General features: G+C 43.4%; 25 protein-coding genes and 1 pseudogene. 8 read left to right on the top strand and 18 right to left on the bottom strand.

Features of this window, described 5'->3' with window-relative positions; translation table 11 throughout:
- The 13 genes from ssb to BU202_RS08615 form a co-directional block, all read right to left on the bottom strand.
- On the bottom strand, nucleotides 1-307 hold a 307-nt coding region (gene ssb, locus BU202_RS08670), incomplete at its 3' end, for a single-stranded DNA-binding protein (RefSeq protein ID WP_142354775.1).
- Nucleotides 308-409: 102 nt separating this feature from the next.
- Nucleotides 410-589: a hypothetical protein gene (locus BU202_RS08665; protein ID WP_075105380.1), complete on the bottom strand. Its 180-nt coding sequence runs from the start codon at nucleotides 587-589 to the stop codon at nucleotides 410-412.
- Nucleotides 579-905 (bottom strand): hypothetical protein, encoded by a 327-nt coding sequence (locus tag BU202_RS08660; RefSeq protein ID WP_075105379.1) that lies wholly within the window; start codon nucleotides 903-905, stop codon nucleotides 579-581. The genes BU202_RS08665 and BU202_RS08660 overlap by 11 nt, the downstream gene beginning before the upstream one ends.
- Before the next feature lie 2 nt (nucleotides 906-907).
- Nucleotides 908-1,936: a DUF1351 domain-containing protein gene (locus tag BU202_RS08655; protein ID WP_075105378.1), complete on the bottom strand. Its 1,029-nt coding sequence runs from the start codon at nucleotides 1,934-1,936 to the stop codon at nucleotides 908-910.
- Between the two features lie 9 nt (nucleotides 1,937-1,945).
- A complete protein-coding gene (gene bet / locus BU202_RS08650) occupies nucleotides 1,946-2,716 on the bottom strand; it encodes a phage recombination protein Bet (protein WP_075105377.1) in 771 nt (256 codons plus the stop codon).
- Nucleotides 2,713-2,892, bottom strand: coding sequence for a hypothetical protein (locus tag BU202_RS08645; RefSeq protein ID WP_075105376.1), 180 nt, complete (start codon nucleotides 2,890-2,892; stop codon nucleotides 2,713-2,715). The genes bet and BU202_RS08645 overlap by 4 nt, the downstream gene beginning before the upstream one ends.
- A gap of 143 nt (nucleotides 2,893-3,035) precedes the next feature.
- On the bottom strand, nucleotides 3,036-3,296 hold the full coding sequence (locus tag BU202_RS08640) for a hypothetical protein (protein WP_075105375.1): 261 nt from the start codon (nucleotides 3,294-3,296) through the stop codon (nucleotides 3,036-3,038).
- The gene (locus tag BU202_RS08635; protein ID WP_083605786.1) at nucleotides 3,296-3,559 is read right to left on the bottom strand and encodes a hypothetical protein; all 264 of its coding nucleotides are present in this window, start codon (nucleotides 3,557-3,559) and stop codon (nucleotides 3,296-3,298) included. The genes BU202_RS08640 and BU202_RS08635 overlap by 1 nt, the downstream gene beginning before the upstream one ends.
- Nucleotides 3,560-3,712: 153 nt before the next feature.
- A complete protein-coding gene (locus BU202_RS10805; RefSeq protein WP_075105374.1) occupies nucleotides 3,713-3,799 on the bottom strand; it encodes a pentapeptide repeat-containing protein in 87 nt (28 codons plus the stop codon).
- Nucleotides 3,796-4,158, bottom strand: a complete 363-nt coding sequence (locus BU202_RS08625) for a winged helix-turn-helix domain-containing protein (RefSeq protein WP_044673594.1) — start codon at nucleotides 4,156-4,158, stop codon at nucleotides 3,796-3,798. The genes BU202_RS10805 and BU202_RS08625 overlap by 4 nt, the downstream gene beginning before the upstream one ends.
- Before the next feature lie 10 nt (nucleotides 4,159-4,168).
- On the bottom strand, nucleotides 4,169-4,342 hold the full coding sequence (locus tag BU202_RS10570; protein WP_167364752.1) for a BOW99_gp33 family protein: 174 nt from the start codon (nucleotides 4,340-4,342) through the stop codon (nucleotides 4,169-4,171).
- Between the two features lie 74 nt (nucleotides 4,343-4,416).
- A complete protein-coding gene (locus BU202_RS08620; protein WP_075105373.1) occupies nucleotides 4,417-5,142 on the bottom strand; it encodes a phage antirepressor KilAC domain-containing protein in 726 nt (241 codons plus the stop codon).
- A 12-nt stretch (nucleotides 5,143-5,154) separates the two neighbouring features.
- Nucleotides 5,155-5,394 carry a helix-turn-helix domain-containing protein gene (locus BU202_RS08615; RefSeq protein ID WP_074412900.1) on the bottom strand — a complete coding sequence of 80 codons (240 nt, stop codon included), beginning with the start codon at nucleotides 5,392-5,394 and terminating at the stop codon, nucleotides 5,155-5,157.
- Nucleotides 5,395-5,576: 182 nt separating this feature from the next.
- Here BU202_RS08615 and BU202_RS08610 point away from each other — a divergent pair, with 182 nt between their 5' ends.
- From BU202_RS08610 to BU202_RS08595, 4 genes and pseudogenes are all read left to right on the top strand, one after another.
- A complete protein-coding gene (locus tag BU202_RS08610; RefSeq protein ID WP_075105372.1) occupies nucleotides 5,577-6,326 on the top strand; it encodes an XRE family transcriptional regulator in 750 nt (249 codons plus the stop codon).
- Between the two features lie 15 nt (nucleotides 6,327-6,341).
- Complete coding sequence (locus BU202_RS08605) at nucleotides 6,342-6,872, top strand: hypothetical protein (RefSeq protein WP_075105371.1); 531 nt, start codon at nucleotides 6,342-6,344, stop codon at nucleotides 6,870-6,872.
- Nucleotides 6,873-7,017: 145 nt separating this feature from the next.
- The gene (locus BU202_RS08600) at nucleotides 7,018-8,451 is read left to right on the top strand and encodes a recombinase family protein (protein WP_075105370.1); all 1,434 of its coding nucleotides are present in this window, start codon (nucleotides 7,018-7,020) and stop codon (nucleotides 8,449-8,451) included.
- 16 nt (nucleotides 8,452-8,467) lie between these two features.
- Nucleotides 8,468-9,022 (top strand): annotated as a pseudogene (locus BU202_RS08595) (S66 peptidase family protein); the annotation flags it as partial.
- Nucleotides 9,023-9,539: 517 nt separating this feature from the next.
- On the opposite strand, the gene BU202_RS08590 reads toward BU202_RS08595, so the two are convergent.
- Nucleotides 9,540-12,008 (bottom strand): YhgE/Pip domain-containing protein, encoded by a 2,469-nt coding sequence (locus BU202_RS08590; RefSeq protein ID WP_075105369.1) that lies wholly within the window; start codon nucleotides 12,006-12,008, stop codon nucleotides 9,540-9,542.
- A gap of 125 nt (nucleotides 12,009-12,133) precedes the next feature.
- On the opposite strand from BU202_RS08590, the gene BU202_RS08585 reads away from it, so the two are divergent.
- The 4 genes from BU202_RS08585 to BU202_RS08570 all read left to right on the top strand — a co-directional run bounded on the left by BU202_RS08585 (nucleotide 12,134) and on the right by BU202_RS08570 (nucleotide 15,414).
- The gene (locus tag BU202_RS08585) at nucleotides 12,134-12,667 is read left to right on the top strand and encodes a TetR/AcrR family transcriptional regulator (protein ID WP_075105368.1); all 534 of its coding nucleotides are present in this window, start codon (nucleotides 12,134-12,136) and stop codon (nucleotides 12,665-12,667) included.
- A 207-nt stretch (nucleotides 12,668-12,874) separates the two neighbouring features.
- Entirely contained in the window at nucleotides 12,875-13,858 is a 984-nt protein-coding gene (locus tag BU202_RS08580; RefSeq protein WP_075105367.1) for an ABC transporter ATP-binding protein, read from the top strand.
- Nucleotides 13,851-14,630: an ABC transporter permease gene (locus tag BU202_RS08575; protein ID WP_075105366.1), complete on the top strand. Its 780-nt coding sequence runs from the start codon at nucleotides 13,851-13,853 to the stop codon at nucleotides 14,628-14,630. Before BU202_RS08580 ends, BU202_RS08575 begins: the two co-directional genes overlap by 8 nt.
- Before the next feature lies 1 nt (nucleotide 14,631).
- Nucleotides 14,632-15,414, top strand: a complete 783-nt coding sequence (locus BU202_RS08570) for an ABC transporter permease (protein ID WP_075105365.1) — start codon at nucleotides 14,632-14,634, stop codon at nucleotides 15,412-15,414.
- Between the two features lie 441 nt (nucleotides 15,415-15,855).
- Here BU202_RS08570 and BU202_RS08565 read toward each other — a convergent pair whose 3' ends face one another.
- From BU202_RS08565 to BU202_RS08550, 4 genes are all read right to left on the bottom strand, one after another.
- On the bottom strand, nucleotides 15,856-16,704 hold the full coding sequence (locus BU202_RS08565) for an alpha/beta hydrolase (protein ID WP_075105364.1): 849 nt from the start codon (nucleotides 16,702-16,704) through the stop codon (nucleotides 15,856-15,858).
- A gap of 295 nt (nucleotides 16,705-16,999) precedes the next feature.
- Nucleotides 17,000-18,352, bottom strand: coding sequence for an LPXTG cell wall anchor domain-containing protein (locus tag BU202_RS08560; RefSeq protein ID WP_075105363.1), 1,353 nt, complete (start codon nucleotides 18,350-18,352; stop codon nucleotides 17,000-17,002).
- A gap of 1,025 nt (nucleotides 18,353-19,377) precedes the next feature.
- Entirely contained in the window at nucleotides 19,378-20,187 is an 810-nt protein-coding gene (locus tag BU202_RS08555; RefSeq protein ID WP_075105362.1) for a Cof-type HAD-IIB family hydrolase, read from the bottom strand.
- Nucleotides 20,171-21,022 carry a Cof-type HAD-IIB family hydrolase gene (locus BU202_RS08550; protein ID WP_075105361.1) on the bottom strand — a complete coding sequence of 284 codons (852 nt, stop codon included), beginning with the start codon at nucleotides 21,020-21,022 and terminating at the stop codon, nucleotides 20,171-20,173. The genes BU202_RS08555 and BU202_RS08550 overlap by 17 nt, the downstream gene beginning before the upstream one ends.
- Nucleotides 21,023-21,094: the final 72 nt, after the last annotated feature.

The following is a 21,094-nucleotide window of genomic DNA, read 5'->3' as shown; positions in this document are numbered from 1 at the left end:
ACAATTGGAAGCTATCCGCGATGACTTCTGTCACATAGACACGTTTCCCTTGCTGATTTTCATAATGTCGTGTCTGAATCCGACCGGTCACGCCAATCAAAGCACCTTTTTTAGCCCAGTTGGCCAAATTCTCGGCTTGCTGGCGCCAAATCACACAGTTAATAAAGTCAGCCTCACGCTCTCCATTTTCGTTTTTTCGGTTGCGATTGACGGCAAGAGTGAACGTTGCTACCGCTACATTAGATGGCGTGTATCTAAGTTCAGCGTCCTTGGTCATTCTTCCAACCAGTACTACATTGTTAATCATTTGACTTGTCCTTTCCTGCATTGCGTTCACCCAGTAGGAACCCTAGGCATAGCCATAAGAAAGTCCAACCCGCTAATAAAATAAATTCAAAAATTACCATTTTTAGTCCCTTTCAATCGTGACATTAAAATCTATGTCATTTAGTTTTATGGGTAGAATTATCCCACTTTTATTGCTGTCACTATGTAATTCAAGCAAAGCCATCATGACCTGTTTACCAATCTGTAATTGTGTTCCCATCAATGCCTGCTCATTACTGATCTCAATTTCATTAGTTGCCATCTTCCCCTCCTGGATTTTTCCACCAATCAAGCAAGTCAGCCTGATTGTCCTTGATGTAGTTCTCAAATATTTGGAATTGGAGGATAGCCCAGCGTAAGCTGTGCATACCCTCTCCACCCCTAGAGCAAAAACCGCTGACTTTGAAAACTGGCACAATCCTATCAACAATACCTGGACTAAGTTCGTCAATATTGACTACATTCTCTGTCCGATAGCCAAAATCAAGGACAAACTCATCTCCTAAGTCATGAATAACTTGCAGCCGCTTGCCGTCTGAGTATATGGCTACACTATCTGATACTGTTCTGATTTCCATAACTACCACCCACACAATTCATTGAGTTGTTCTTGAGTTACTGGCTCAATCCGTTGATAGCCGCTAACCTGATAATTTTGCTTATGTTCAAAACCAAGCTCTGACAGTCCTGCCTTGAATAAGTCTTTTTCTGCTGTGTTGGCAAAATAGACTTCCAAGGTCATTTTTTGTGTGTAGCGTTTTGGCTCATTTTCAGCCCCTCTGAGCGTGTCAGGCTCATTTTGGGATAATTGCCCACCATCCAAAATCTCGCCTGTTTCTGGGTCAACTTTTGGGGGCTCTGTTGATTTCTGAGCCTGTGCCTGTTGTTTCGCTTGCTGCTCTGCCAAAAGTTGTTCTCTTTCAGCCTCAGCCTGTCGCATTTTTTGCTTTTCTTGCTCAAAGAGATAGTCTGACATGATTTGTTGCATTACATCAGCCAAAGACATTGACTGCAACATACGGATATACGGCTGATCAGTCATACCGTACTCAGCACATTGTCCAGAGATGGCAGCTTTTTCTTTTTCATGCTCTTGTTGTTTTTGGTATTCAAAGGTGACCATATCCTCAAGAGATTTCATTGTGACTTTTTTCAAGGTCACGCCATCAGCCATAAAGTCTGAGGCCTTAATGTATTCCAAGGCTTTTTCATCAAAGAGTCTAGGGTCCAGCATATATTCAGCCGCTTTGTTGGCTAGATAGCTCTTAACAGTATCCAGACGGACAGCTTTTTGATGTTCTTCAAAAGCCTTGACATCAGTAGCAATCTTATCAATGACTTTGTCCATTGGTTCGCTGGTGTCCTTGATATACTTGTCAAACTCATCAGCGGACTGAGACAACTCACGCTTAATCTTGATACGCTCATCAGAGATTTGTTTTTTGAGTTTGCGTAGATCAGCTAGAACTTGCTTATCTTCTTTGATGGTTGCAGCTGTTACTGTATAATTTTTGTATTTTGCTACAACATCATTGATATTCTGCTCAAATTTTTCACGGTCAATGATTTCAACTTGTGCCTGTGTTACCTTTACTTGTAATTCTTGCATGTTGTCCTCCTAGTATTCCAAATCTTCCAATAGCTCACCCTGTACTGGCTCGTCATCAGGATCAATCACATCATCAGTTGGATAGCTTGTGTCAATCTGTCTCGTAGCTTGTTCCTGTTTCATCTGCTCAATTTGAGCCATTTTGCGTGCCATGACATCCTCGCGGCTTTCAACAGGTTCCGCCTGTTTGATACGGTCAAAAGTTTCACCACCATCATCTTCCGTGTACATATTTCCCAAATCCTCAGGGAATGCCTCACGTAGAGCATTAACTAGAGCTGTTTTCCTGATCATGGTTGCTGGCATAGCGTTCCAGGTACTCTGTTTCTTGTCATATTCTTCACGACTGACAAAGATTTCTACAGGTACTTTGAAATTTTTCCGATAGACTCTAGCCCAACCACCTACCAAAGTATCTCCAGGTAACATGAGAGCTCCTTTGCGTTCGTGCATAACTCCATCAGTATCCACGGTGACAACACCTGCCTCAAATCCCTCATAGTTTGGATTTTGGGCAGCACGCTTGAGAAATGCCTCTTTTGAGACAATCAAGCTGAACTCGGTGCCTCCAGTTTTTTTCTTATAGGCAACAATATAGACCTCATTGGCCAAAGGGTTCAAATTGCGTCCCTTGATGAGAGATAAGGCTTGCCCTACTTGTTTTTCAGTCAGCAAGTTTTGAGGGTCAAAATAGCGTTTGACATCTTGGAAAGTCCAAACACTGGTATCAATAGCAATGTCACGCTTAGCTTGTTGGGTTGATAATTGATTGTTAGTCATTTTCTTCTCCTTTTGGTCTGTTTCAAGTTCCAGTTTTCACGCTTTAGGCGTCTATTTTCGTTGGTAATTGAGATTATCTTGTCATGTTGCTCATTGATAATCTCTCCTAGCTCATAACAAAGCTCTAAGTAACGTTTCCGCCAGTAAGCATTGTCTTCATAGCGTTCTCTTTCCATAGGCTAGTTATCTCCTACATAAATCCATTGACCGCCTCTGAACACCCATTCATCAGGATCATGTACCTGGCGTGGTTCCTCAGGTTGTAGATAGTCACGGTCATAGTCAAACCATGGGTAAGTACCGTCCATGTTGCACCTCCTCAAGATGATAGAGTTGCATAAGCGTCAATCAGTCGCTGCTGTCTTGCAATGATGTCAGCCATTTGTTGACGGTCACGGCCAATAGCCATGTTTTCCTGAGACAGTTCTTGTAGTATGGCGTTTTTTTGGTCAATAAGTCCTTTAAGCCTACGGTTCTCAGCTTTGAGGGCTTTTAGCTCAATCAGAGTGCTATCGGTTTGAGTTGGCTCAGCCTTTGCCAGTTCATCTAGTCCAAAATATCGTTTCAATTTCTCTAGCATTAGTCTTCCTCCTCGTCGTCTTCCATCATCTTGTTAATAGCCTCTTGTGCTGACATGCCATTCAAGATGTCTTTGATAGCGTGTGAGATTTCATGTGTGAGTAAGGCTTTTTGTTTAGCCATATCATCCTTAGGCAAAATCCCAATATCCATCAGTGCTAAAGCTGCAACGCTTGACATGTGGATTTTTTCTTGAAATTTCTCAATTTCATCAATGATGGTGTTCTTTTTGTTAGTGTGCTGGTTCTCAAATTTTCTAAACATGATTTTTATACCTGTGGATAACTTTGGTTATCCCTTTCTTTATTTATTATTACTACTAGTTTTTTGTAAATTAGTATTTATTACTAAGTTAGTGCCGTAAGGCTTAGATTATTGTAAGTTAGTACTTGTTGTATAGTTAGTATTTATTAGTGCTCAGTTTTTCAGATTGCAGTTTTTCAGATTGCAGTTTTTCAGATTGCAGTTTTTCAGATTGCAGTTTTTGGGAACTGTAACACTCAATCTGTGTCACCTGTGGATAACTCTTTTTCAAGATTGCTTTTCAGGTAATCAAAATAGCTATCCGTTATTGGTACATCTGAAAAAAACCTGTGCACCTCACTACCTTTGCCTTTCCCAAGACTACGCTTAACAACTCTCATATAACCTGCTTTTTCTAAAATCTTGAAATGGCTGTCAACAGTATTCCTACTGATGTTCAACCTCCTAGCAATTTCATCAGGATATACTATCCAATCAGGTTTATTGCTTAAAATTACGACCAAAATTCCTATAGTTGCAGGTTTGAGATTGCTGTCTTGTAAAAAAGCATTATTGATAGCTGTGTAATTTTCGTGAGTGTTCCTGATAATATACTGCATACCTCATAAACTAAGCTCCTTTCCGTAGCTCATGCTTTTGCATTCCTACAATGTCATAATAAGGATGACCTGCTGGAATGACATAAGTTGCTGGATCAAACTCTACCCATTGCTCCACACCGTCAACAATTACCTTGCGTAGGCTAGTAACCTTGGGTGTCCATTGTCCTTTTTTTCTTGACATGATATAATTACCTCGTAAAGTATTTTGCTAGTCCCTCAATGGAATTGCCGTTCCAGAGGGGCTTTTTTGCGTTCCTAACCTGGTAAATACTCTTGGTTAAGAAACTTGTTGATGAAATATTGTTGACCTTTGCCAGTTACCAGTGGTGTCTTACTTACCGTGATATGACCGTCAGAGTGAGTAATGCTTGTTTCTTTGACCCTGATCAGCCCAAGCTCTACGCTTTTCTGTGTAGGCATGTTCCAATCACGCCCATTACGCTTGATAAGATAACCGTGGTTGCGTAGCCAAGTAAAGAGGCGTGTTGCTCCAATATCTACCCCATTCTGTTTAAGTAGCTTTGCGAGCTCTCCAACTAAGATAGATGTGTGGCTGGCACTAACAGCGTCTGCAAACAGCACCTTAGGACGGTCTGCCTCAATCTGTGCCTCTAGCTTATGGACTTTCTTATCTGCCATGAGTAAGGCTCTTGCCATGATTTTTTCAGGGCTGTTATAGTCCTTTTCAATTTGGATAAAGTAGGCTCTGACCTGTTTGCCCTTATCAGTACGCTGGATCATAGCAATTTCTTTGGCCATATCTAGCTTGATGATGTGGTCAACTTTATTATGTCCACCCCGTCCTGTTTGCTTCACAAAATTGTTAAGCAAAAAATCTTGATTTTCGGTAAAGCCGTACTCAATCATTCTGTCAAACCACATTGAGTACGGAGTCTTGACTCCTAAAGCCTCGTGTAATTGTCTGCCTGATACCACAGGCTCATGATTGTCATTCAGTGTTACGTTGATGAGTTCGTTCATACTAACTCCTCTCTATGCCAATGACTGTTCCATTTCGGGAACGTCGTTGTCAAAAAAAATAGTGATTTTTTCCATTGGTAGCCCAAAAATCAGAGTAATTTGAGCTAGCTCATCAGCACCAATAGAGACAATACCATTTTCACGTTTAGCGTATGGTGTCCGTGTTTTCCATCCCATGCGGTGAGCTACTTCATCCTGCGTCATCCCGCTTGCGATACGTTCAGCTTTCAATCGTTTTAAATTGATTGTCATACCGTGTTCTCCTTTTTGTTATTTTGGTTCCCGTTTTGGAACGATTTTATTATATACCTATGTGTTCCACTTTGTCAACCCATTTTTTGAAAAAAATAACAAAAAATGTTTTTTATCGTTCCTCTTGTATATTTTTGGGAACGGTGTTATAATAAAATCATCAAATCAAAGGAAAAAGAAACATGAGAACTAATGATGAAATCATTTCACTTATTCAAGAGAATATAGATGAAAAAGGGTTGTCAATGAGTGAATTAGCTAGGCGTGTTGGAATTGCAAAATCTACCATGTCTAGATATTTCAATAAAACAAGGGAATTTCCGTTAAACAGGGCTGATGATTTTGCTAAAGTTTTAGGCATTACTCCTGAATACTTACTAGGGATCCAAAAAGTAAACAACGAGGCTCAAGCTGAATTAGGTCCTATATACGAAAAACTAGAATTATCTAGAAAAGAAAAAGTCCTAGACTTTGCCAAAGCTCAATTAGAGGAGCAAGAAAAACCTAAAGTAACATCTATCTTTGACAAGTTCCAATCAGAAGACAATGAGGACTATGTCACTGATTATGTTGAGGGTCTGGTTGCTGCTGGCCGTGGTACATTCCAGGAGGACAATCTGCACATGGAGGTTAGACTGCGTGCCAATGACGTTCCTAAAAAGTATGACACCATTGCCAAAGTAGCAGGCGACTCCATGGAACCATTGATAGAGGATAATGATCTACTCTTTATCAAAGTTACAAGCCAGGTGGACATCAATGATATTGGCATCTTCCAGGTAAACGGCAAAAACTTTGTCAAAAAGTTAAAGCGTGACTATAGTGGAGCTTGGTACCTACAAAGTCTAAACAATAGCTATGAGGAAATCTATCTAACAGAAGATGATGACATCAGAACTATTGGAGAAGTCGTAGACATCTATAAACCATAATCAAAGGAGAATATCATGAAAAAATTGAAATTGTTTGGAGTGGGCTTTTTAGCCCTTGCTGCCCTTGGGTTTATTTTACAAGCTCTAGGTCTTGCACCTAAGACGGAAACACCTCAAGTGACTACTCAGACTACCACTACTGAGCAGAGTTCGACATCTGAAAGCTCATCTACTGAGACAACTGAACAAAGCTCTGAAAAGGTTGCCTATGATGTAGCTGAAATGAATGTCAAAATCTCAGATAGTTTCAATGAAAGCGTCCAGTTCAACCAAGAGGGAGCTGATGGCTATGAGTGGACAGCTCACATCTACGAACTCAAACTAAAAGATAATGGAGCTATCAATGCTACTGTCAATGACAGTTTTTCAACTCTGTCAGATACAGAAAAAACTGATGTCTTGAATAGCGTTAGCAGAGCTGTCAATATGGTTGTTTTCTTAGAAACAGAAGAAGACAAATCATATTTCATCACTGCATACGATCAGGCAGGAAATAAAGTGGCACAGTCACACATGACCAATGTGCTTGAATATGATTTTGAGTAAATAAAAAAAGCCCCACGCTCTCAAAGTTTGGCGACTCAGAGCGTGAGGCAGGTATTCAGGAAAACTTTCAAAAGAGGCTATCTTTTGAGGTGTTTTCTTGTACCCATTTTATCATTTTTTAGGAAATTTTGAAAGAGGTACTATTATGATGGACAGGAATAAAGTGGCTATCTATGTCCGTGTCAGCACACAAGGACAGGTAGATGATGGCTATTCACTTGATGAACAAGTTGACTTATTGACAAACTACTGCAAATTGAAAGAGTGGACTCTTTATGATGTGTATGTTGATCCAGGGATTTCTGGAAAAAATATGCACAGACCAGAGATAGAACGACTCACTAGAGACGCTAAACGAAAATTATTCGACATTGTACTCATATACGACTTGAAACGGCTTGGACGCTCTCAAAAAGAGAATATTGTGCTTGTAGAAGATGTTTTCAATCCAAACGGTATTAGATTAGTCAGCTTTACAGAGAACTTTGACGCCTCTACCCCAGTTGGAAAAATGGTTTTTGGTATGCTATCAGCATACGCTGAACTAGATAGGGCAAACATTGCAGAAAGAATGATGATGGGGAAAATCGGTAGGGCGAAAGCTGGGAAAGCTATGTCTTGGGGAATGCCTCCCTTTGCTTACAATTACAACAAAGAAACAGGCGACCTAGAGCTAGATGAGGTTAAAGCTCCGATAGTTGAAATGATATATAGTGAGTTCCTAAAAGGGGCCTCAGTTAATAAAATTGTTCAAAAATTGAACTCAATGAATTATCACGGTAAAAATCATGATTGGAAACACCACGCTGTCACAGTTATCATTGACAACCCTGTATATTGTGGAATGATGAAATACATGGGGCAAACTTACCAAGCTAAACACACTCCCATCATAGATAAAAAAACTTTTGAACTCGCTCAACTTGAACGAAAAAAGAGGCTGGCAAAATATCATAACGCTGAATGGGTTCCCCCATTTCAAAGAAAATATATCGGCTCTAAAATTTGTTACTGTGGTCTATGTGGAGCACACCTAAAGTCAGAAAAAGATAAGAAAAATAAACTTACTGGCATACGGTCTATCTCGTTCTTTTGCCCTAACACAAGATCTAGGGGTACAGGGGAGTGTACAAACCCACGTTTCAAACAATCTGTACTGGAGGGGTATATCCTGAATGAGGTGGCAAAGTTACAACAAAATCCTGAAAAGTTAAAAGACATCAAACCTGCTGAGGACAATGAGCTGCATAACAAAATAGCAACCTATGAAAAAAAGATAAAGCAAAATACATCAAAGCTATCAAAATTAAATGACCTATATTTGAATGACCTTATTTCTCTTGATGATCTGAAACAGCAATCAAAATCACTACTAAACGAAAATGAGTTCATGGAAGAACAAATAAAACTCTTGTCAGCTACAACAAGAGAAGATGAATTACGCAAAAAAATAGACACCTTTCTAGCATTCCCAGACGTACTGACCGCTGACTACGATACACAAAAACAGGCTGTAGAGCTTGTAATATCAAGGGTTGAGGCAACCAAAGAAGGTATAGATATTTTTTTCAACTTTTAACCCTGTTTTAAGACCCAGCATTAAAATGGAGGCCCTCCAAGACTATCAGACAGAAAGCTGGTTAACAGCCTTGAGCCAGACTTCATACGACCTCACCCCCAGCCAAGAATGGGGCAGTAACGCCTGGTATCTGCCTGATGCAGAGATGACCTTCCACCAGACCGAGTGGAAAGTGTATAACCACGGACAAGCACAAGCTACTGCTATCGGTGGTAATCTCTCGACCTTCTCGCTCCTTCGTGGCACGCCTTATGCACCGCAAGATACAGATTACATTCTCTTTTTAGAAGAAGCCGAAGAAGATGATTATTTCAACTTTGACCGAGCACTAGCAGCCCTGCTCCAAGCCTATTCAGAGCCAAAAGCCGTCCTTATCGGCCGTTTTCCAAAAGAATGTCAAATGACCGAAGAGCTTCTTCTCTACATTCTAGACAAATATCCTGTCTTAAGGACGATTCCAGTGATTTACGATATGGACTTTGCCCACACCCAGCCCCTCTTTACGGTGACCATTGGAGCGACCGTTAGCGTTGACACCAAGGCCATGACCGTTCATATAGAAGAAAACTAAAGGACTATAACAAAAGAGGCTGGGACATAATTACCCAACCTCCTTATTTTTATAATTTGAGCAGTTTGACGTATATCAATAGTCAGGGGAGTGACTATTGATACCTGAACCTAGAAACTAGAAAGCGAGGCTTGTCGCTGGGTTCAATGCTCCAGTGGAGCATTGAAGAGAACAGAAAGTTGTGAGCAACTTATCCATGACATTGATAAATCAATATTCTATTAAAGAGGCTAGCGAAGAATCGTTCGCTAGCCTTATTTCCAACCTTCCACAATTCTCGATTGTGGAAGCAAGTCAACCTTGCGGATATCAACAGTCAGGGGAGTGACTGTTGATACCCGAGCTTAGAAACTAGAGAGCGAGGACAGCCAGGGGAGTGACTGTTGATACCCGAGCCCAGAAACTCTAGAGAGCGAGGACAGTCAGGGGAGTGACTGTTGATACCCGAGCCTAGAAACTAGAGAGCGAGGACTACAAAATCGATTTCTACGAAATCACGATTGAGTCCCACTCCCTCTTATTGTTCAGCTTGAACTTGGTCGGGACGAAAGAGAAGAAGACCTGCCACCATAAAGCCGATAAGAAAGAAGCTCAAGATGGTCACTTGATGGCCAATGTGACTGCCCATGGAAATGGTCTGACGAAGACCTGATACCGTATAGGTCATCGGTAGATAAGGCTGCACTCTTTGGAAAAAGCTTGGACTTAACTCAATCGGATACGTTCCAGCGCTAGACCCCAATTGCAACAATAAGATGATGAGAGAAGCAAAGGAACCCAAGTGATTGTTCCAGCCAATCAAGGCTGTGACCAAGGCCATGAAGACCCATGCTGCAAGGAGAATCAGACCAAAAGTCGCAAGCGGATGACTCGGTTCCACCCCAATCAAATGCAACACTCCATACAAAATCGCACTGGCTAATGTCGTAATCGTACCATTGATGACCAGTTTATTCACGGCCCACTCTGAACGTGATGTGTATTCTTTTCCGTCAATGCGCTTTGCAAAGATGACATTGGTTGAAAGGGCTACGACCATTAAGGCAACAGACACCATATACGGCGCCATACCTACTCCATTAGTTGGGACCTCGTCTGTATCTTTGTGAGAAAGGGTAACTGGATTTGATAGGGCATCTGCATTGCCACGCTCAACAGAGACAAGAGAGAGCTGCTCATGCGCCTTGCTCAAGGAGCTTGCTAGGGTGTCGGTTCCTACTTGAAGTTTACCAACTCCAGCAACCAACTCTTGACTACCATTTTGCAGTTGGCTAGCGCCTGCCTGCAATTGACTAGAACCGTCTGCTAATCGTCCTGCACCGTTCACCAGAGTTGCAGAATTGCTGTTCAGGGTCGCAAGACCTGATGCCAATTGGTCTGCGCCTGCCATGACCTTGGCATTGTTTGCGGCTAATTGGGTAGCACCACTATTTAATTGACCAACTGCATCAGTATAGAGAGTCACGCCTTGGACTAAGCGCTCGCTACCGCTTGAAAGCCCAGACTGCAACTGACCGACTCCTCCTGCTAAGGCTTGACTACCTGATGCCAATTGGGAAAGAGCGCCATTTGCTTGACGAAGCCCGCTAGATAATTCTGTAATCGCCGTAGTAGCCCCTGGCAAGGCTTGATTGGCACCTGCCGCCAACTGTTCTACGCCTGCTTGCAAGGCCGCCACTTGACCTGTCAACTCACCTGCATTTCCCAAGGCCGCAAGGCTTTCTTGCATACGGGCAAGTTCCTGTAACATCATTTGCGCCTGCGACATGGTAGTGGATGGACTAGACTGAATCGCTGCCACTAATTCTGCCTGTTGGTTGCTATCCATAGCCTGATAAGCAGCCGTTGCTTGAAGGGCAGCAACATTAGCATCTTTATCTGCCTGACTAGAGGCAATAATCGCTTGAGCTTGAGCTCCAATCGTCTGTAAACTAGTGGTAATAGTCGCTGTATCTACACTTGGAAGGCTCAATCCTGATACGCGCGTGTTCAAGTCATTGATGCCTGCTTGCAAGCTGGAAAGTCCTTGAACCAAGCTGGCTAGCTGTGCCTCCCGCTCTTTTGAGGAAGCTGTTGCGGTAGCTAATTGTGACAAACTATCGCTGATGCGATTGGCTCCGTTCACCAACTCTTGAACCTGGTCTTGATTAGACTGTAATTGACGAACTCCTGCCAGCAAATCAGCTGATTTGTCATTGAGCTGGGTTGCTCCCCCTGCTAGACTTTCTACACCATTTGTATAAGGAAGTAAGCCGTTTACAAGGGTTGTCCCACCAGTTGCCGCTTGAGCCACACCGTCCGTATATTGAACAAGACCTGACTGAAGCTGATCCGCTCCGTCCGATAGGGTCTGCGTTGAAGTGGCTAGCCTATTTAAGCCTTTTTCCAAGGTTTCCCCACCTCTTGCCAGCGCTAGACTTCCTTGGCTAAGTTCTTGCGCTCCGCTTGCGGCTTGATGTAAGCCACCTTGCAACTGCGACATACTAGAAAAGACGGCACTGGTATAGGTGTTGGTTATCTTTTCAGACACCGTTTCTTCTAATTTGTTCATGGCTGATTCGCCCATTTTTGCAGCGACAAAGCTGTGACCTTTTGACGTCTGATAATGGATGGTGAGTGGTTCTGGCTTATCTGTCAAGAGGGTAGCTGCTTTTTGAGAAAGGTCAGCTGGCAGGGTGACGACCATGTAATAATCGCCGTCTGTCAAACCTTTTTCCGCATCTTCACTTGAGACAAAATGAAAATCAAGGCTCTCACCCTCTTTCATTGACTCTACCATATCCTGACCAATTGTGAGGTCTTTTCCTTGAAATGCAGACGGTTGATCCTCATTGACCACCGCAACAGGTAGGTGTTTGACATTGCCATAGGGATCCCACATGGAGGTTAAAAAGCTCAGATTATAGAGGGCAGGAATGCAGGCAACGCCAATCATCACAACCCATAAACTTGGTTTTTTTAAGGCATACTTGATTTGTTCTAACATGATATTCTCCTTTAGACACACTGTCCAAAATGTGATATAGTATATTATACAAAGCTAGAAAGCAAAATCAAGTTTGATAGACCGTTTTTAGACACATTGTCTAAAATTGTACAAAAGGAGAAGAGATGGGCACAGATACACGACGAGAAGAAACAAAAAAAGCCATCTTAGAGGCCATGGTAAGCTGCTTACAGCACCAGCGCTTTAACGAGATTACGACCACGCATCTCGCCCAAACAGCGGGCATCAGTCGCTCTAGTTTTTACACCCATTATCGGGACAAATACCAGCTAATCGAAGCCTATCAAGAAGCCCTGTTTGTGGAGCTAGAAGATATTGTCACCCAGTATGAACGCGATCGGCAAGAGGTCTTTCTTGAAATCTTTGTCCTCCTCTACCGGGAGCAACTCCTCTCTGCCCTTCTCACCCACAACGGCAGTCAGGAAATCCAAGCCTTTCTCATCAACAAGGTCCGCCTCTTCATCAGCAATGATGTGACAGACAGTAGTAGCCTTGACGCCTTATCAGAAGTGGAAAAAGACTACCGTAGCATCTACTTTGCCAATGCCTTCTTTGGGATTGTCCAGGCTTGGATTAACAAGGGAAAGACCGAATCACCAACTGAAATGACGGGCTTGGTCATGAAATTATTACCATAACAAGCTCGGGGTTGAGACAAATAGTCTCGCCTCTTTTTTAGTTGAAATAGACATGGGGCGAAAACTCTACTTTCTGCCATTGACAAACGGGTTTCTCTCCCTTTTCCTTTACAACCGATAATCTCTTGCATTTCCAATATAAAAGTGCTAACATAGTTAATGCAAACGTTTTCTCTGTTGAATACTTCTAGCCTGTAAGGAGGCGCTATGATTGAAGCACATCATGTATCAAAAACTTACGCAATTGTGGATAAAGAAGCTGGCTTAATAGGTTCGATTAAGTCTTTTTTCCATCCTAAAAAACGCTATATCCCAGCTGTTAAGGACATTTCCCTAACCGTCCAAAAAGGTGAAATCATTGGCTATATCGGCTCAAATGGGAGCGGGAAATCAACGACCATTAAGATGCTAACAGGGGTGCTCTATCCTGATGAGGGACAGGTCTTCATCAATGGTCTTGCGCCTGCCAAGAATCGGACAGCTGTCAATCGGCAAATCGGTGTCTTGTTTGGTCAGAAATCCCACCTTAGATGGGACATCCCTGTCATCGAATCCTTTTTTCTTCATGCCAAGATTTACGATGTTCCAGATTCGCTTTACCAAGAACGCCTCAAACGCCTGACGGAGCTCTTGGAATTAGGGACGATTCTCCACCAACCTGTCCGCAACCTTTCTCTCGGTCAGCGGGTTAAGTGTGAATTTGCGGCCATTTTCCTCCACCAGCCTGCCGTTGTCTTTCTGGATGAACCAACCATCGGACTTGACGCTGGTGTCAAGGAGCTGATTCGCGACTTCATCCGCACCATGAATGAGGAATACCAGACAACCTTCCTGATTACCTCCCATGACATGCAGGATATTGAAAGCCTCTGCGAGCGGATTGTCATCATTGATAAGGGGCAAAAGGTCTATGACGGAAGCCTAGAACATTTGAGAACCAACTTTTCCAAGGTCAAAACGATTGCCTTTACGACCCATGCTGCCATTGAAGCACCGCTACAAGCTCCCCATCTTGAATGGGAGCAAATCGATTCGCATCATTTTGAGATTCATTACCAGACCGAACACCATAGCAATGCCCACATCATCCAGCTGGCTTTTGCCCAATACCCGATTGAGGATGTGACCATGAAAGAGGTCACGATCGAGCAGATTGTCAAGCGCATTTACGAGGAGGGGCTTTATGACTAAGTACCTTCACGTCACCCGGCAGATGTTGTTGCTCCAACTGCAGTACAAGTCCTTTTTCGTGGCAACACTCGTCTCCATGTTGGTGAAAACACTAGTGTCTCTCTTTGTCTGGAAAACGATTTTTGCTAGCCAGTCGGAGGTTAACGGCTATAGCCTTGCGACCTTTACCACCTACATTATTTTTGCCAATCTCCTGAACAATCTCAATAGCTTTGGCATTGGACGCGACCTTGCTAGCTCCATCGTCAAGGGAAATATCACAGGCGAACTGCTGTTGCCCTACTCCCCGATAACTGCCCTTTTCTTTCAAGATTTTGGCATGAAAATCATCGAGGGAGCAAAATTTATCCTCGTTTTAGCTGTCCTTCCTCTCATCAATCCCAATCTTTACCTCCCCAATGCACAGACCTGGGCGCTGTTTCTCCTGACCAGTCTCCTTGGGATGTTCATGGTGCAGCTGATGGATTTGGGATTTGGACTCCTCTCCTTTTACACGGTTAATACTTGGGGGCTCTTTATCTTGCGAGAAGGCATTTTTAATCTGTCAGCAGGGGTGCTGTTGCCCTTAAGTTTTTATCCTGCACCGATTGCTAAAGTTCTCAGCTTTCTGCCTTATAGCTTTGCGGTTAATTTTCCCATCAATATCCTCTTGGGAAAAGAAGTGGACACCAGCCTCTTTTGGGTACAACTCGTCTGGGTACCTGTCCTAGCTGGGCTGATGTATCTCCTCTGGCAAGAAGCCAAAAAACGCTTGGTCATTTTTGGAGGTTAGGATGAAACGATACGCCACACTTTATTACTACAATATCAAGTCCTTTCTGATTGCTGCCATGTCTTATCGCATGGACTTCTTCATCGGACTGCTTTCTTCGCTCATAGAGCAAGTTGTCTATCTCATCTTCCTCAATGTCTTGTTTGGTAACATCAAGGAAATTGCAGGATTTTCTTACGGACAAATGCTCTTTATCTACGGCATTTCAACCATTGGACGGTCTGTACACCTGATTTTCTTTGACAATCTATGGATGTTTGGCAGCCGTTATATCCGCGAGGGAGATTTTGAACGGCTAATGCTGTTACCTGTCAATCCCCTTTTTCAACTTATTTCAGAACGCATCCAACTGCAAGGGATTGGAACGACTATTATCGGCATCATTGCAACCAGTAAGGCCTATCAGCTCTTACAACTCCAATGGAGTCTGGGAGAACTGGCCTTGTTTGCCCTGATTTGTATCTGTATCGGTCTGCTCTATGCCGCTATCCAGCTGGGTCCTACTGCACTTGCCTTTTGGATTGTCGAATCCTTTCCGATTACCATGGGCATTTTCTCGCTCAATCAGATGGCTCAATATCCGATGAAGATTTACCCAATCACCATTCAGATTCTGCTTATCTTTGTCTTCCCCTACGCCTTTACCTCCTACTTCCCAGCCCTTCACTTCCTAAACATCAGCTCCATCGGCCTCCTCCTCCCCCTCGTCGTCCTCATCATCTTCACCATCAACTACACCCTCTTCAAACACGGCATGAAAAAATTCAGCAGTGTAGGTAATTAAAACAATCCAGTGGATTGTTTTAACCCGAGCCCAGAAACTAGAGAGCGAGGTTAGTCTGGGAGACTTTTTCAACCCGAGCCTAGAAACTAGAGAGCGAGGAGAGTGGGCCAAAAGTATCCAGCCTCGCTTCTTTTATAGATTTAACAGTTTGGCGCAGTAGTTGTCTGGTTTGTAAAACGTTGATAAATCAACATTCTATTAGAAGAGGCTAGCGAACGATTTTTCGCTAGCCCTATTTCCAAGCTTGCACAATTCTCAATTGTGCAAGCTAGTCAACTTGTGGGGTATTAACAGTCAGGGGAGTGACTGTTGATACCCGAGCCTAGAAATTAGAAAGCGAGGACTACAAAATCGATTTCTTCGAAATCACGATTTTTGTCCCACTCCCAACCCGAGCCTAAAAACTAGAAAGCGAGTAACTTGTGTTTACTCGCTTTTCAACTATTTTCCCCATAAAAATTCAATCAACAGGGCATCGACTGCGGGATTCTCATGCAGTTGGCTATGCTGGGCTAGTTTGCCTGTCATTTTTTCTTCCCGATAGGATTTGGCGCGGTCTGCGACCAGATACCGCAAACTCTTTGAAGAACTATTTAGGACAGACCCGTCGGACTCATCTTTCACATCCCCATAGATATTTAAAACATCGATTTGCTGATTGGGATACTGCTCACGAAGAGCGAGCAGCTGCTGGTAACTGGCACTCATCTCCTCGGGCTGGCCTGTCACCTCATCAACACGGTGATGTTCGGGCAAATCCATCCCCTCCAAACCATTGACATGATTGGCAATATGGACCTGCTTCTGCAACAGAGGGAGATCTTTTTCGTGGGCATTGTCCAAAAGATAGAAAAGAATCGACATATTTCCCATGGAATGACCGACCATGTTCATTTTGGTGAATCCATACCTTGACTGGAGCTTGGTCACAACAGCCTTGGCATAGCGGGCATCTTGATGATAATCCGCATTGCGATTGTCTTGATAATTGACCTCCACAATCGGATTGATAGCTCCTTTAGGAATCTCGCCTGTCAAGGTGACTTCCCCTTTTTCGTCCACATCAGCGTGGATAATGGTATTCGTGACCCCGGCTTGTTTGGCTGCCTGTGTCATGTGTTTCTCCGCATTGGCACTACTGCCATAGCCGTGAAAAAAGAGGGTGGGCGTGGTTGATTGGATAAAGTGGTGGGTATCCAGCCTTGGACGCAAGACGACAGCTCCTATAAGTGCTCCAACTAGCACCACAATGGCAAGGACGATCGAATAAATTGGTTTCTTTCTGAACATAATAGACCAGTATAGCACACCTCCTTCATTCTGACAATGAAAGGAGATTGCAGAAGCCATTCTCAACGAGAACAGCCTCCATAAGATTACGTATCACTTAATACCATCTCCTCTATCACCTGCAAGACATCTGAAATATTGGACGGAGCCTGAAATTTCGCTACCTGACAAACGCTCTTAGGGCTACCTGCCATGGAGTTTAGCCACCGTGTAAAATAGACAAAACACACCGCATTCCTATTTAAATGCAGTGTGTTCATCGTGCTTTTTAGCCGTTAAGGTCGAACAAGCAATATTAACGTTTATCCGATTTCTTTCTTCGATAGATAAAGACAGCTACCACTAGAATGAGGAGACCTAGCGCCACTAACCATACAGAGACTTGCTCCCCTGTAGTCGGAAGAACCTTGTGCTGCTTCGCCTTAGTTCCTCCTACCTGTGAAGAATCTACACCAGTATCTGTGCCATCTGGCGAAGTGCTTGCTGGTGGTTCTGTTGTGCTAGATGGCTCTGTACTCTTATCCGTGCTACTGGACGGCGAGGTGCTTGTTGGCTCTGTACTGCTATCTGTGCTACTGGATGGTAGCGTACTTGTTGGTTCTGTACTGCTATCTGTGCTACTGGACGGTGAAGTGCTAGATGGCTCTGTACTACTATCTGTGCTGCTAGATGGTGGAGTGCTAGATGGCTCTGTGCTAGGCACATACTCCACTACTGCAACGTCCGCCAAGTCCTCATATTCAGGTGCAATGTACCTTACAGCAACGTTTCGATGCAACTGAAAGGTATCTACATAATTGAAGCCCGGTGAAACATCACGCCCGATGTGAGACCAGTCTCCTGTTGCTTTGGTAATCGCTACATCACCCGCCAAATGTAGGCCATCATTGTCAAAGGAACCAGGCTTAATCAGACTCGGATTGCCCACATAACGATAGGATGGAGAATACTCTCCAAGAGTTCTACGAAAATCCTCTATGGCTTGCGCCCCATCACTATAACCTGAATACCGATCACTCTCAGAAAAACTTCTCCAGACATTGCGAACATCAACTGCCAAACGAGGATTCTGCTTGGCAACTTCTTTGTCAACCACTAAGTCTACACGGACCGCAACGGGATAGCGAACCTTGGACACAAGACCGTATTGTTTGACATCATCCGACTCAACCATACCGGGTTCCACGCCGTTAAAATCTAAGACCTTATTCTCTGGGTTGGCATCACCAGCTGCAATCGCGTTATAGGTCGGAAGAGAATGATCCGAGTCATCATCATAATAGGTTTTAGCATCTTGCTTACCTAACGGAACCGAAACTTCTACAGGTTTATAGCTAGATGTATACTCTCCATTTTGGTCTAGCTCCACCTCATGAGTACCAATCAAGGTAAATTTTGTTTCTTTTACCAAGGCTGGGACAGTTACCGCAAAAGAGTTGGCTGTCTGAATGTGATCGCTGGAGAGTACAGGCAGAAGCGATACCTGATAAGAATAAACAACTGTTCCATCAGACGATTCTGTCGCACCAAGAGGAGTCACATCCACAGATCCTTGCGTGCTGTCAACATTTGCTGCCGTCACGGCACCTACACTAGAAGAACTACACAAAAGCAACAAGGCTGCTCCGAGTACAATAAGTTTTTTCATATTTTGCTCCATTCGTAAAACTATGATATAAGAGCGTTAAAAATCGACAGAAAATTAGGGAGACGGACGAAGAAATCGTATTTCTAGGACGGCTCGTCTATTTTCCGAGATTTTAGCTCGCATTCAAATAACATGATATAAGAGCGTTAAAAAATCGACAGAAAATTAGGGAGACGGACGAAGAAATCGTATTTCTAGGACGGCTCGTCTATTTTCCGAGATTTTAGCTCGCATTCAAATAACATGATATAAGAGCGTTAAAAATCGACAGAAAATTAGGGAGACGGACGAAGAAATTGTATTTCTAGGACGGCTCGTCTATTTTCCGAGATTTTAGCTCGCATTCAAATAACATGATATAAGAGCGTTAAAAATCGACAGAAAATTAGGGAGACGGACGAAGAAATTGTATTTCTAGGACGGCTCGTCTATTTTCCGAGATTTTAGCTCGCATTCAAATAACATGATATAAGAGCGTTAAAAATCGACAGAAAATTAGGGAGACGGACGAAGAAATTGTATTTCTAGGACGGCTCGTCTATTTTCCGAGATTTTAGCTCGCATTCAAATAACATGATATAAGAGCGTTAAAAATCGACAGAAAATTAGGGAGACGGACGAAGAAATTGTATTTCTAGGACGGCTCGTCTATTTTCCGAGATTTTAGCTCGCATTCAAATAACATGATATAAGAGCGTTAAAAATCGACAGAAAATTAGGGAGACGGACGAAGAAATTGTATTTCTAGGACGGCTCGTCTATTTTCCGAGATTTTAGCTCGCATTCAAATAACATGATATAAGAGCGTTAAAAATCGACAGAAAATTAGGGAGACGGACGAAGAAATTGTATTTCTAGGACGGCTCGTCTATTTTCCGAGATTTTAGCTCGCATTCAAATAACTATAAAATAAATACGCTTTATTATACCCCACCCCTGTTCGTTTTTCAATGCTTTACCCCAAAACATAGACAATCCATACATTGCCCCGATGGAAACACAGCAAAACTGACCGAGAAGGCTTATTAGGATAGCACCATCTCCTCTATCACCTGTAAGACACCTGAAACATCATTGGACGGAGCCTGAAATTTCGCTGCCTGACAAACACTCTCAGGGCTACCTGCCATGGCGTAGGAATAGCCTGCGTAAGCTAACATCTCTAAATCATTGTCACTATCGCCAAAGGCCATGATTTCAGATGGTTCTATCTGCCAGCGCTTGGCTAGAAAATCCATGGCAACGCCTTTATTGACCGATGGATGCACAATATCGATAAAGTTAAACCCGCTCGACACCGCACGCGCGCTTCCCTTTCCTGTCGCATTGAGTTCCGCCACCAAGGCCTGAATATCTATCTCTGGCACATCCAGCGTCAAAATGGTAAAGCGATCATCTGGTAATTGCGTCAAATCTTCAATTTCCTGCCATTCATAATTGTGCTTGGTGATCAATTGCTTGAAATCTTCTGGCGCATTTCGGGCAAAATACAGGGCTTTCAAACCGCTGATGGAACAACGATGCAAGAGATTTTTTTGCGCCAATAAGGCAATCAAATCCGCCACAACGTCTGGCTCAAAGTGATACTCCGCAATCCGCTCCCCATTTTCCACAATAACCGAGCCCACTTCGGACACAATGGTCATCTGTTCATGAATATCGGGAAAAAAGGATCTGATTTGCTGGTACTGATTGCCAGAAATAGCTGCCACCCGAATCCCGCGTTTTTGCAATTGCTCCCAAATATCCGCAAAACGCTTGCGATCATAGTCATTCTGTGAATTCAAAAAGGTTCCATCCATATCAAATGCAATGAATTTAATCCTCGGCTGCATCATCTTCTCCTTCTACATATTCTTCTATCACCGTAAGAACTCCCTGCTCAACATTCGACGGAGCAAGGTTTTTAGCCACTGCCTTGACACGCTCACCTGCATTGTCCATGGCATAGGAATAGCCTGCATAGGCTAATAATTCCACATCATTGTCACTATCACCAAAGGCAAGCACCCTACTCGCCTCAAGCCCTAGCTGCTTCAAGATTTGGTCCAAGCCCCACGCCTTGTGTACTCCTTTAGGTAAAATGCTCACCGATCCGTAACCACTTGTTACAGCCTGCAATTGCTCTCCAAAGACTTGGTTGCATTCTGCGACAAGTGTATCCACCAATTCCTCTTTGACCCAAAATCCTGCATGGGTAATGGCTACCTCATCAGGCACATGACGCAAGTCCGCAAGGCGGACAATCTTGTCCCAAAAGGCCTGCAACTGCGCTTTTGTAATGGCTAAATCTGTCTCTGCAAAGGGCTGGGGAGCACGCTCATCGATGTAAATGGTCGTATCACTTGATAGCATCAAGCAATAGTCTGCTGCCCTCGTTTGATAATAAGCAAGGAGTTCATCGACCACCTCCCGACCCAAGGTCTTGCGAAAGAGTATCTTTCCCTTATGATAAAACAGACCACCATTTTCCGCTAAGAATAAGACCCTGTCCTCAAAGCCTGCAAAGAGGTCCAACAAACGTTCCAGGCTGTTGCCACTTGCTACAATAAAAGGGATTCCCCTTGCTTCTAACTGCACTAAGACCCGTTCAAACCGCTCGCGATCAAACCCACCACGATTATCCAAAAAAGTCCCGTCCATATCCGTTACGACTGCTTCTATCTTCATCATTGTTTCCTTTGTTTCTAACTGATTCTTGAGAGAGGACGAATGTGCTTTCTTCCAGTCTTCAAGGAATTC

It is taken from the genome of Streptococcus cuniculi, assembly GCF_001921845.1.
GTDB classification, from domain to species: domain Bacteria; phylum Bacillota; class Bacilli; order Lactobacillales; family Streptococcaceae; genus Streptococcus; species Streptococcus cuniculi.
The sequence above is the reverse complement of the archived record's forward strand: the minus strand, read 5'-3'. Positions and strand labels throughout refer to the sequence as shown.

Bases quoted from the DNA above. Each gene is read 5' to 3' on its own strand.
- BU202_RS08625 (WP_044673594.1), bottom strand. From the start codon at position 4,158: ATGCAGTATATTATCAGGAACACTCACGAAAATTACACAGCTATCAAT.
- BU202_RS08555 (WP_075105362.1), bottom strand. From the start codon at position 20,187: ATGCAGCCGAGGATTAAATTCATTGCATTTGATATGGATGGAACCTTT.
- BU202_RS08635 (WP_083605786.1), bottom strand. From the start codon at position 3,559: ATGTTTAGAAAATTTGAGAACCAGCACACTAACAAAAAGAACACCATC.
- BU202_RS08620 (WP_075105373.1), bottom strand. From the start codon at position 5,142: ATGAACGAACTCATCAACGTAACACTGAATGACAATCATGAGCCTGTG.
- BU202_RS08570 (WP_075105365.1), top strand. From the start codon at position 14,632: ATGAAACGATACGCCACACTTTATTACTACAATATCAAGTCCTTTCTG.
- BU202_RS08565 (WP_075105364.1), bottom strand. From the start codon at position 16,704: ATGTTCAGAAAGAAACCAATTTATTCGATCGTCCTTGCCATTGTGGTG.
- BU202_RS08575 (WP_075105366.1), top strand. From the start codon at position 13,851: ATGACTAAGTACCTTCACGTCACCCGGCAGATGTTGTTGCTCCAACTG.
- BU202_RS08610 (WP_075105372.1), top strand. From the start codon at position 5,577: ATGAGAACTAATGATGAAATCATTTCACTTATTCAAGAGAATATAGAT.
- BU202_RS08590 (WP_075105369.1), bottom strand. From the start codon at position 12,008: ATGTTAGAACAAATCAAGTATGCCTTAAAAAAACCAAGTTTATGGGTT.
- BU202_RS08550 (WP_075105361.1), bottom strand. From the start codon at position 21,022: ATGAAGATAGAAGCAGTCGTAACGGATATGGACGGGACTTTTTTGGAT.
- BU202_RS08665 (WP_075105380.1), bottom strand. From the start codon at position 589: ATGGCAACTAATGAAATTGAGATCAGTAATGAGCAGGCATTGATGGGA.
- BU202_RS08580 (WP_075105367.1), top strand. From the start codon at position 12,875: ATGATTGAAGCACATCATGTATCAAAAACTTACGCAATTGTGGATAAA.
- BU202_RS08615 (WP_074412900.1), bottom strand. From the start codon at position 5,394: ATGACAATCAATTTAAAACGATTGAAAGCTGAACGTATCGCAAGCGGG.
- BU202_RS08585 (WP_075105368.1), top strand. From the start codon at position 12,134: ATGGGCACAGATACACGACGAGAAGAAACAAAAAAAGCCATCTTAGAG.
- BU202_RS08645 (WP_075105376.1), bottom strand. From the start codon at position 2,892: ATGGAAAGAGAACGCTATGAAGACAATGCTTACTGGCGGAAACGTTAC.
- BU202_RS08600 (WP_075105370.1), top strand. From the start codon at position 7,018: ATGATGGACAGGAATAAAGTGGCTATCTATGTCCGTGTCAGCACACAA.
- BU202_RS08640 (WP_075105375.1), bottom strand. From the start codon at position 3,296: ATGCTAGAGAAATTGAAACGATATTTTGGACTAGATGAACTGGCAAAG.
- BU202_RS08605 (WP_075105371.1), top strand. From the start codon at position 6,342: ATGAAAAAATTGAAATTGTTTGGAGTGGGCTTTTTAGCCCTTGCTGCC.
- BU202_RS10570 (WP_167364752.1), bottom strand. From the start codon at position 4,342: ATGTCAAGAAAAAAAGGACAATGGACACCCAAGGTTACTAGCCTACGC.
- BU202_RS08660 (WP_075105379.1), bottom strand. From the start codon at position 905: ATGGAAATCAGAACAGTATCAGATAGTGTAGCCATATACTCAGACGGC.
- BU202_RS08560 (WP_075105363.1), bottom strand. From the start codon at position 18,352: ATGAAAAAACTTATTGTACTCGGAGCAGCCTTGTTGCTTTTGTGTAGT.
- BU202_RS08655 (WP_075105378.1), bottom strand. From the start codon at position 1,936: ATGCAAGAATTACAAGTAAAGGTAACACAGGCACAAGTTGAAATCATT.
- bet (WP_075105377.1), bottom strand. From the start codon at position 2,716: ATGACTAACAATCAATTATCAACCCAACAAGCTAAGCGTGACATTGCT.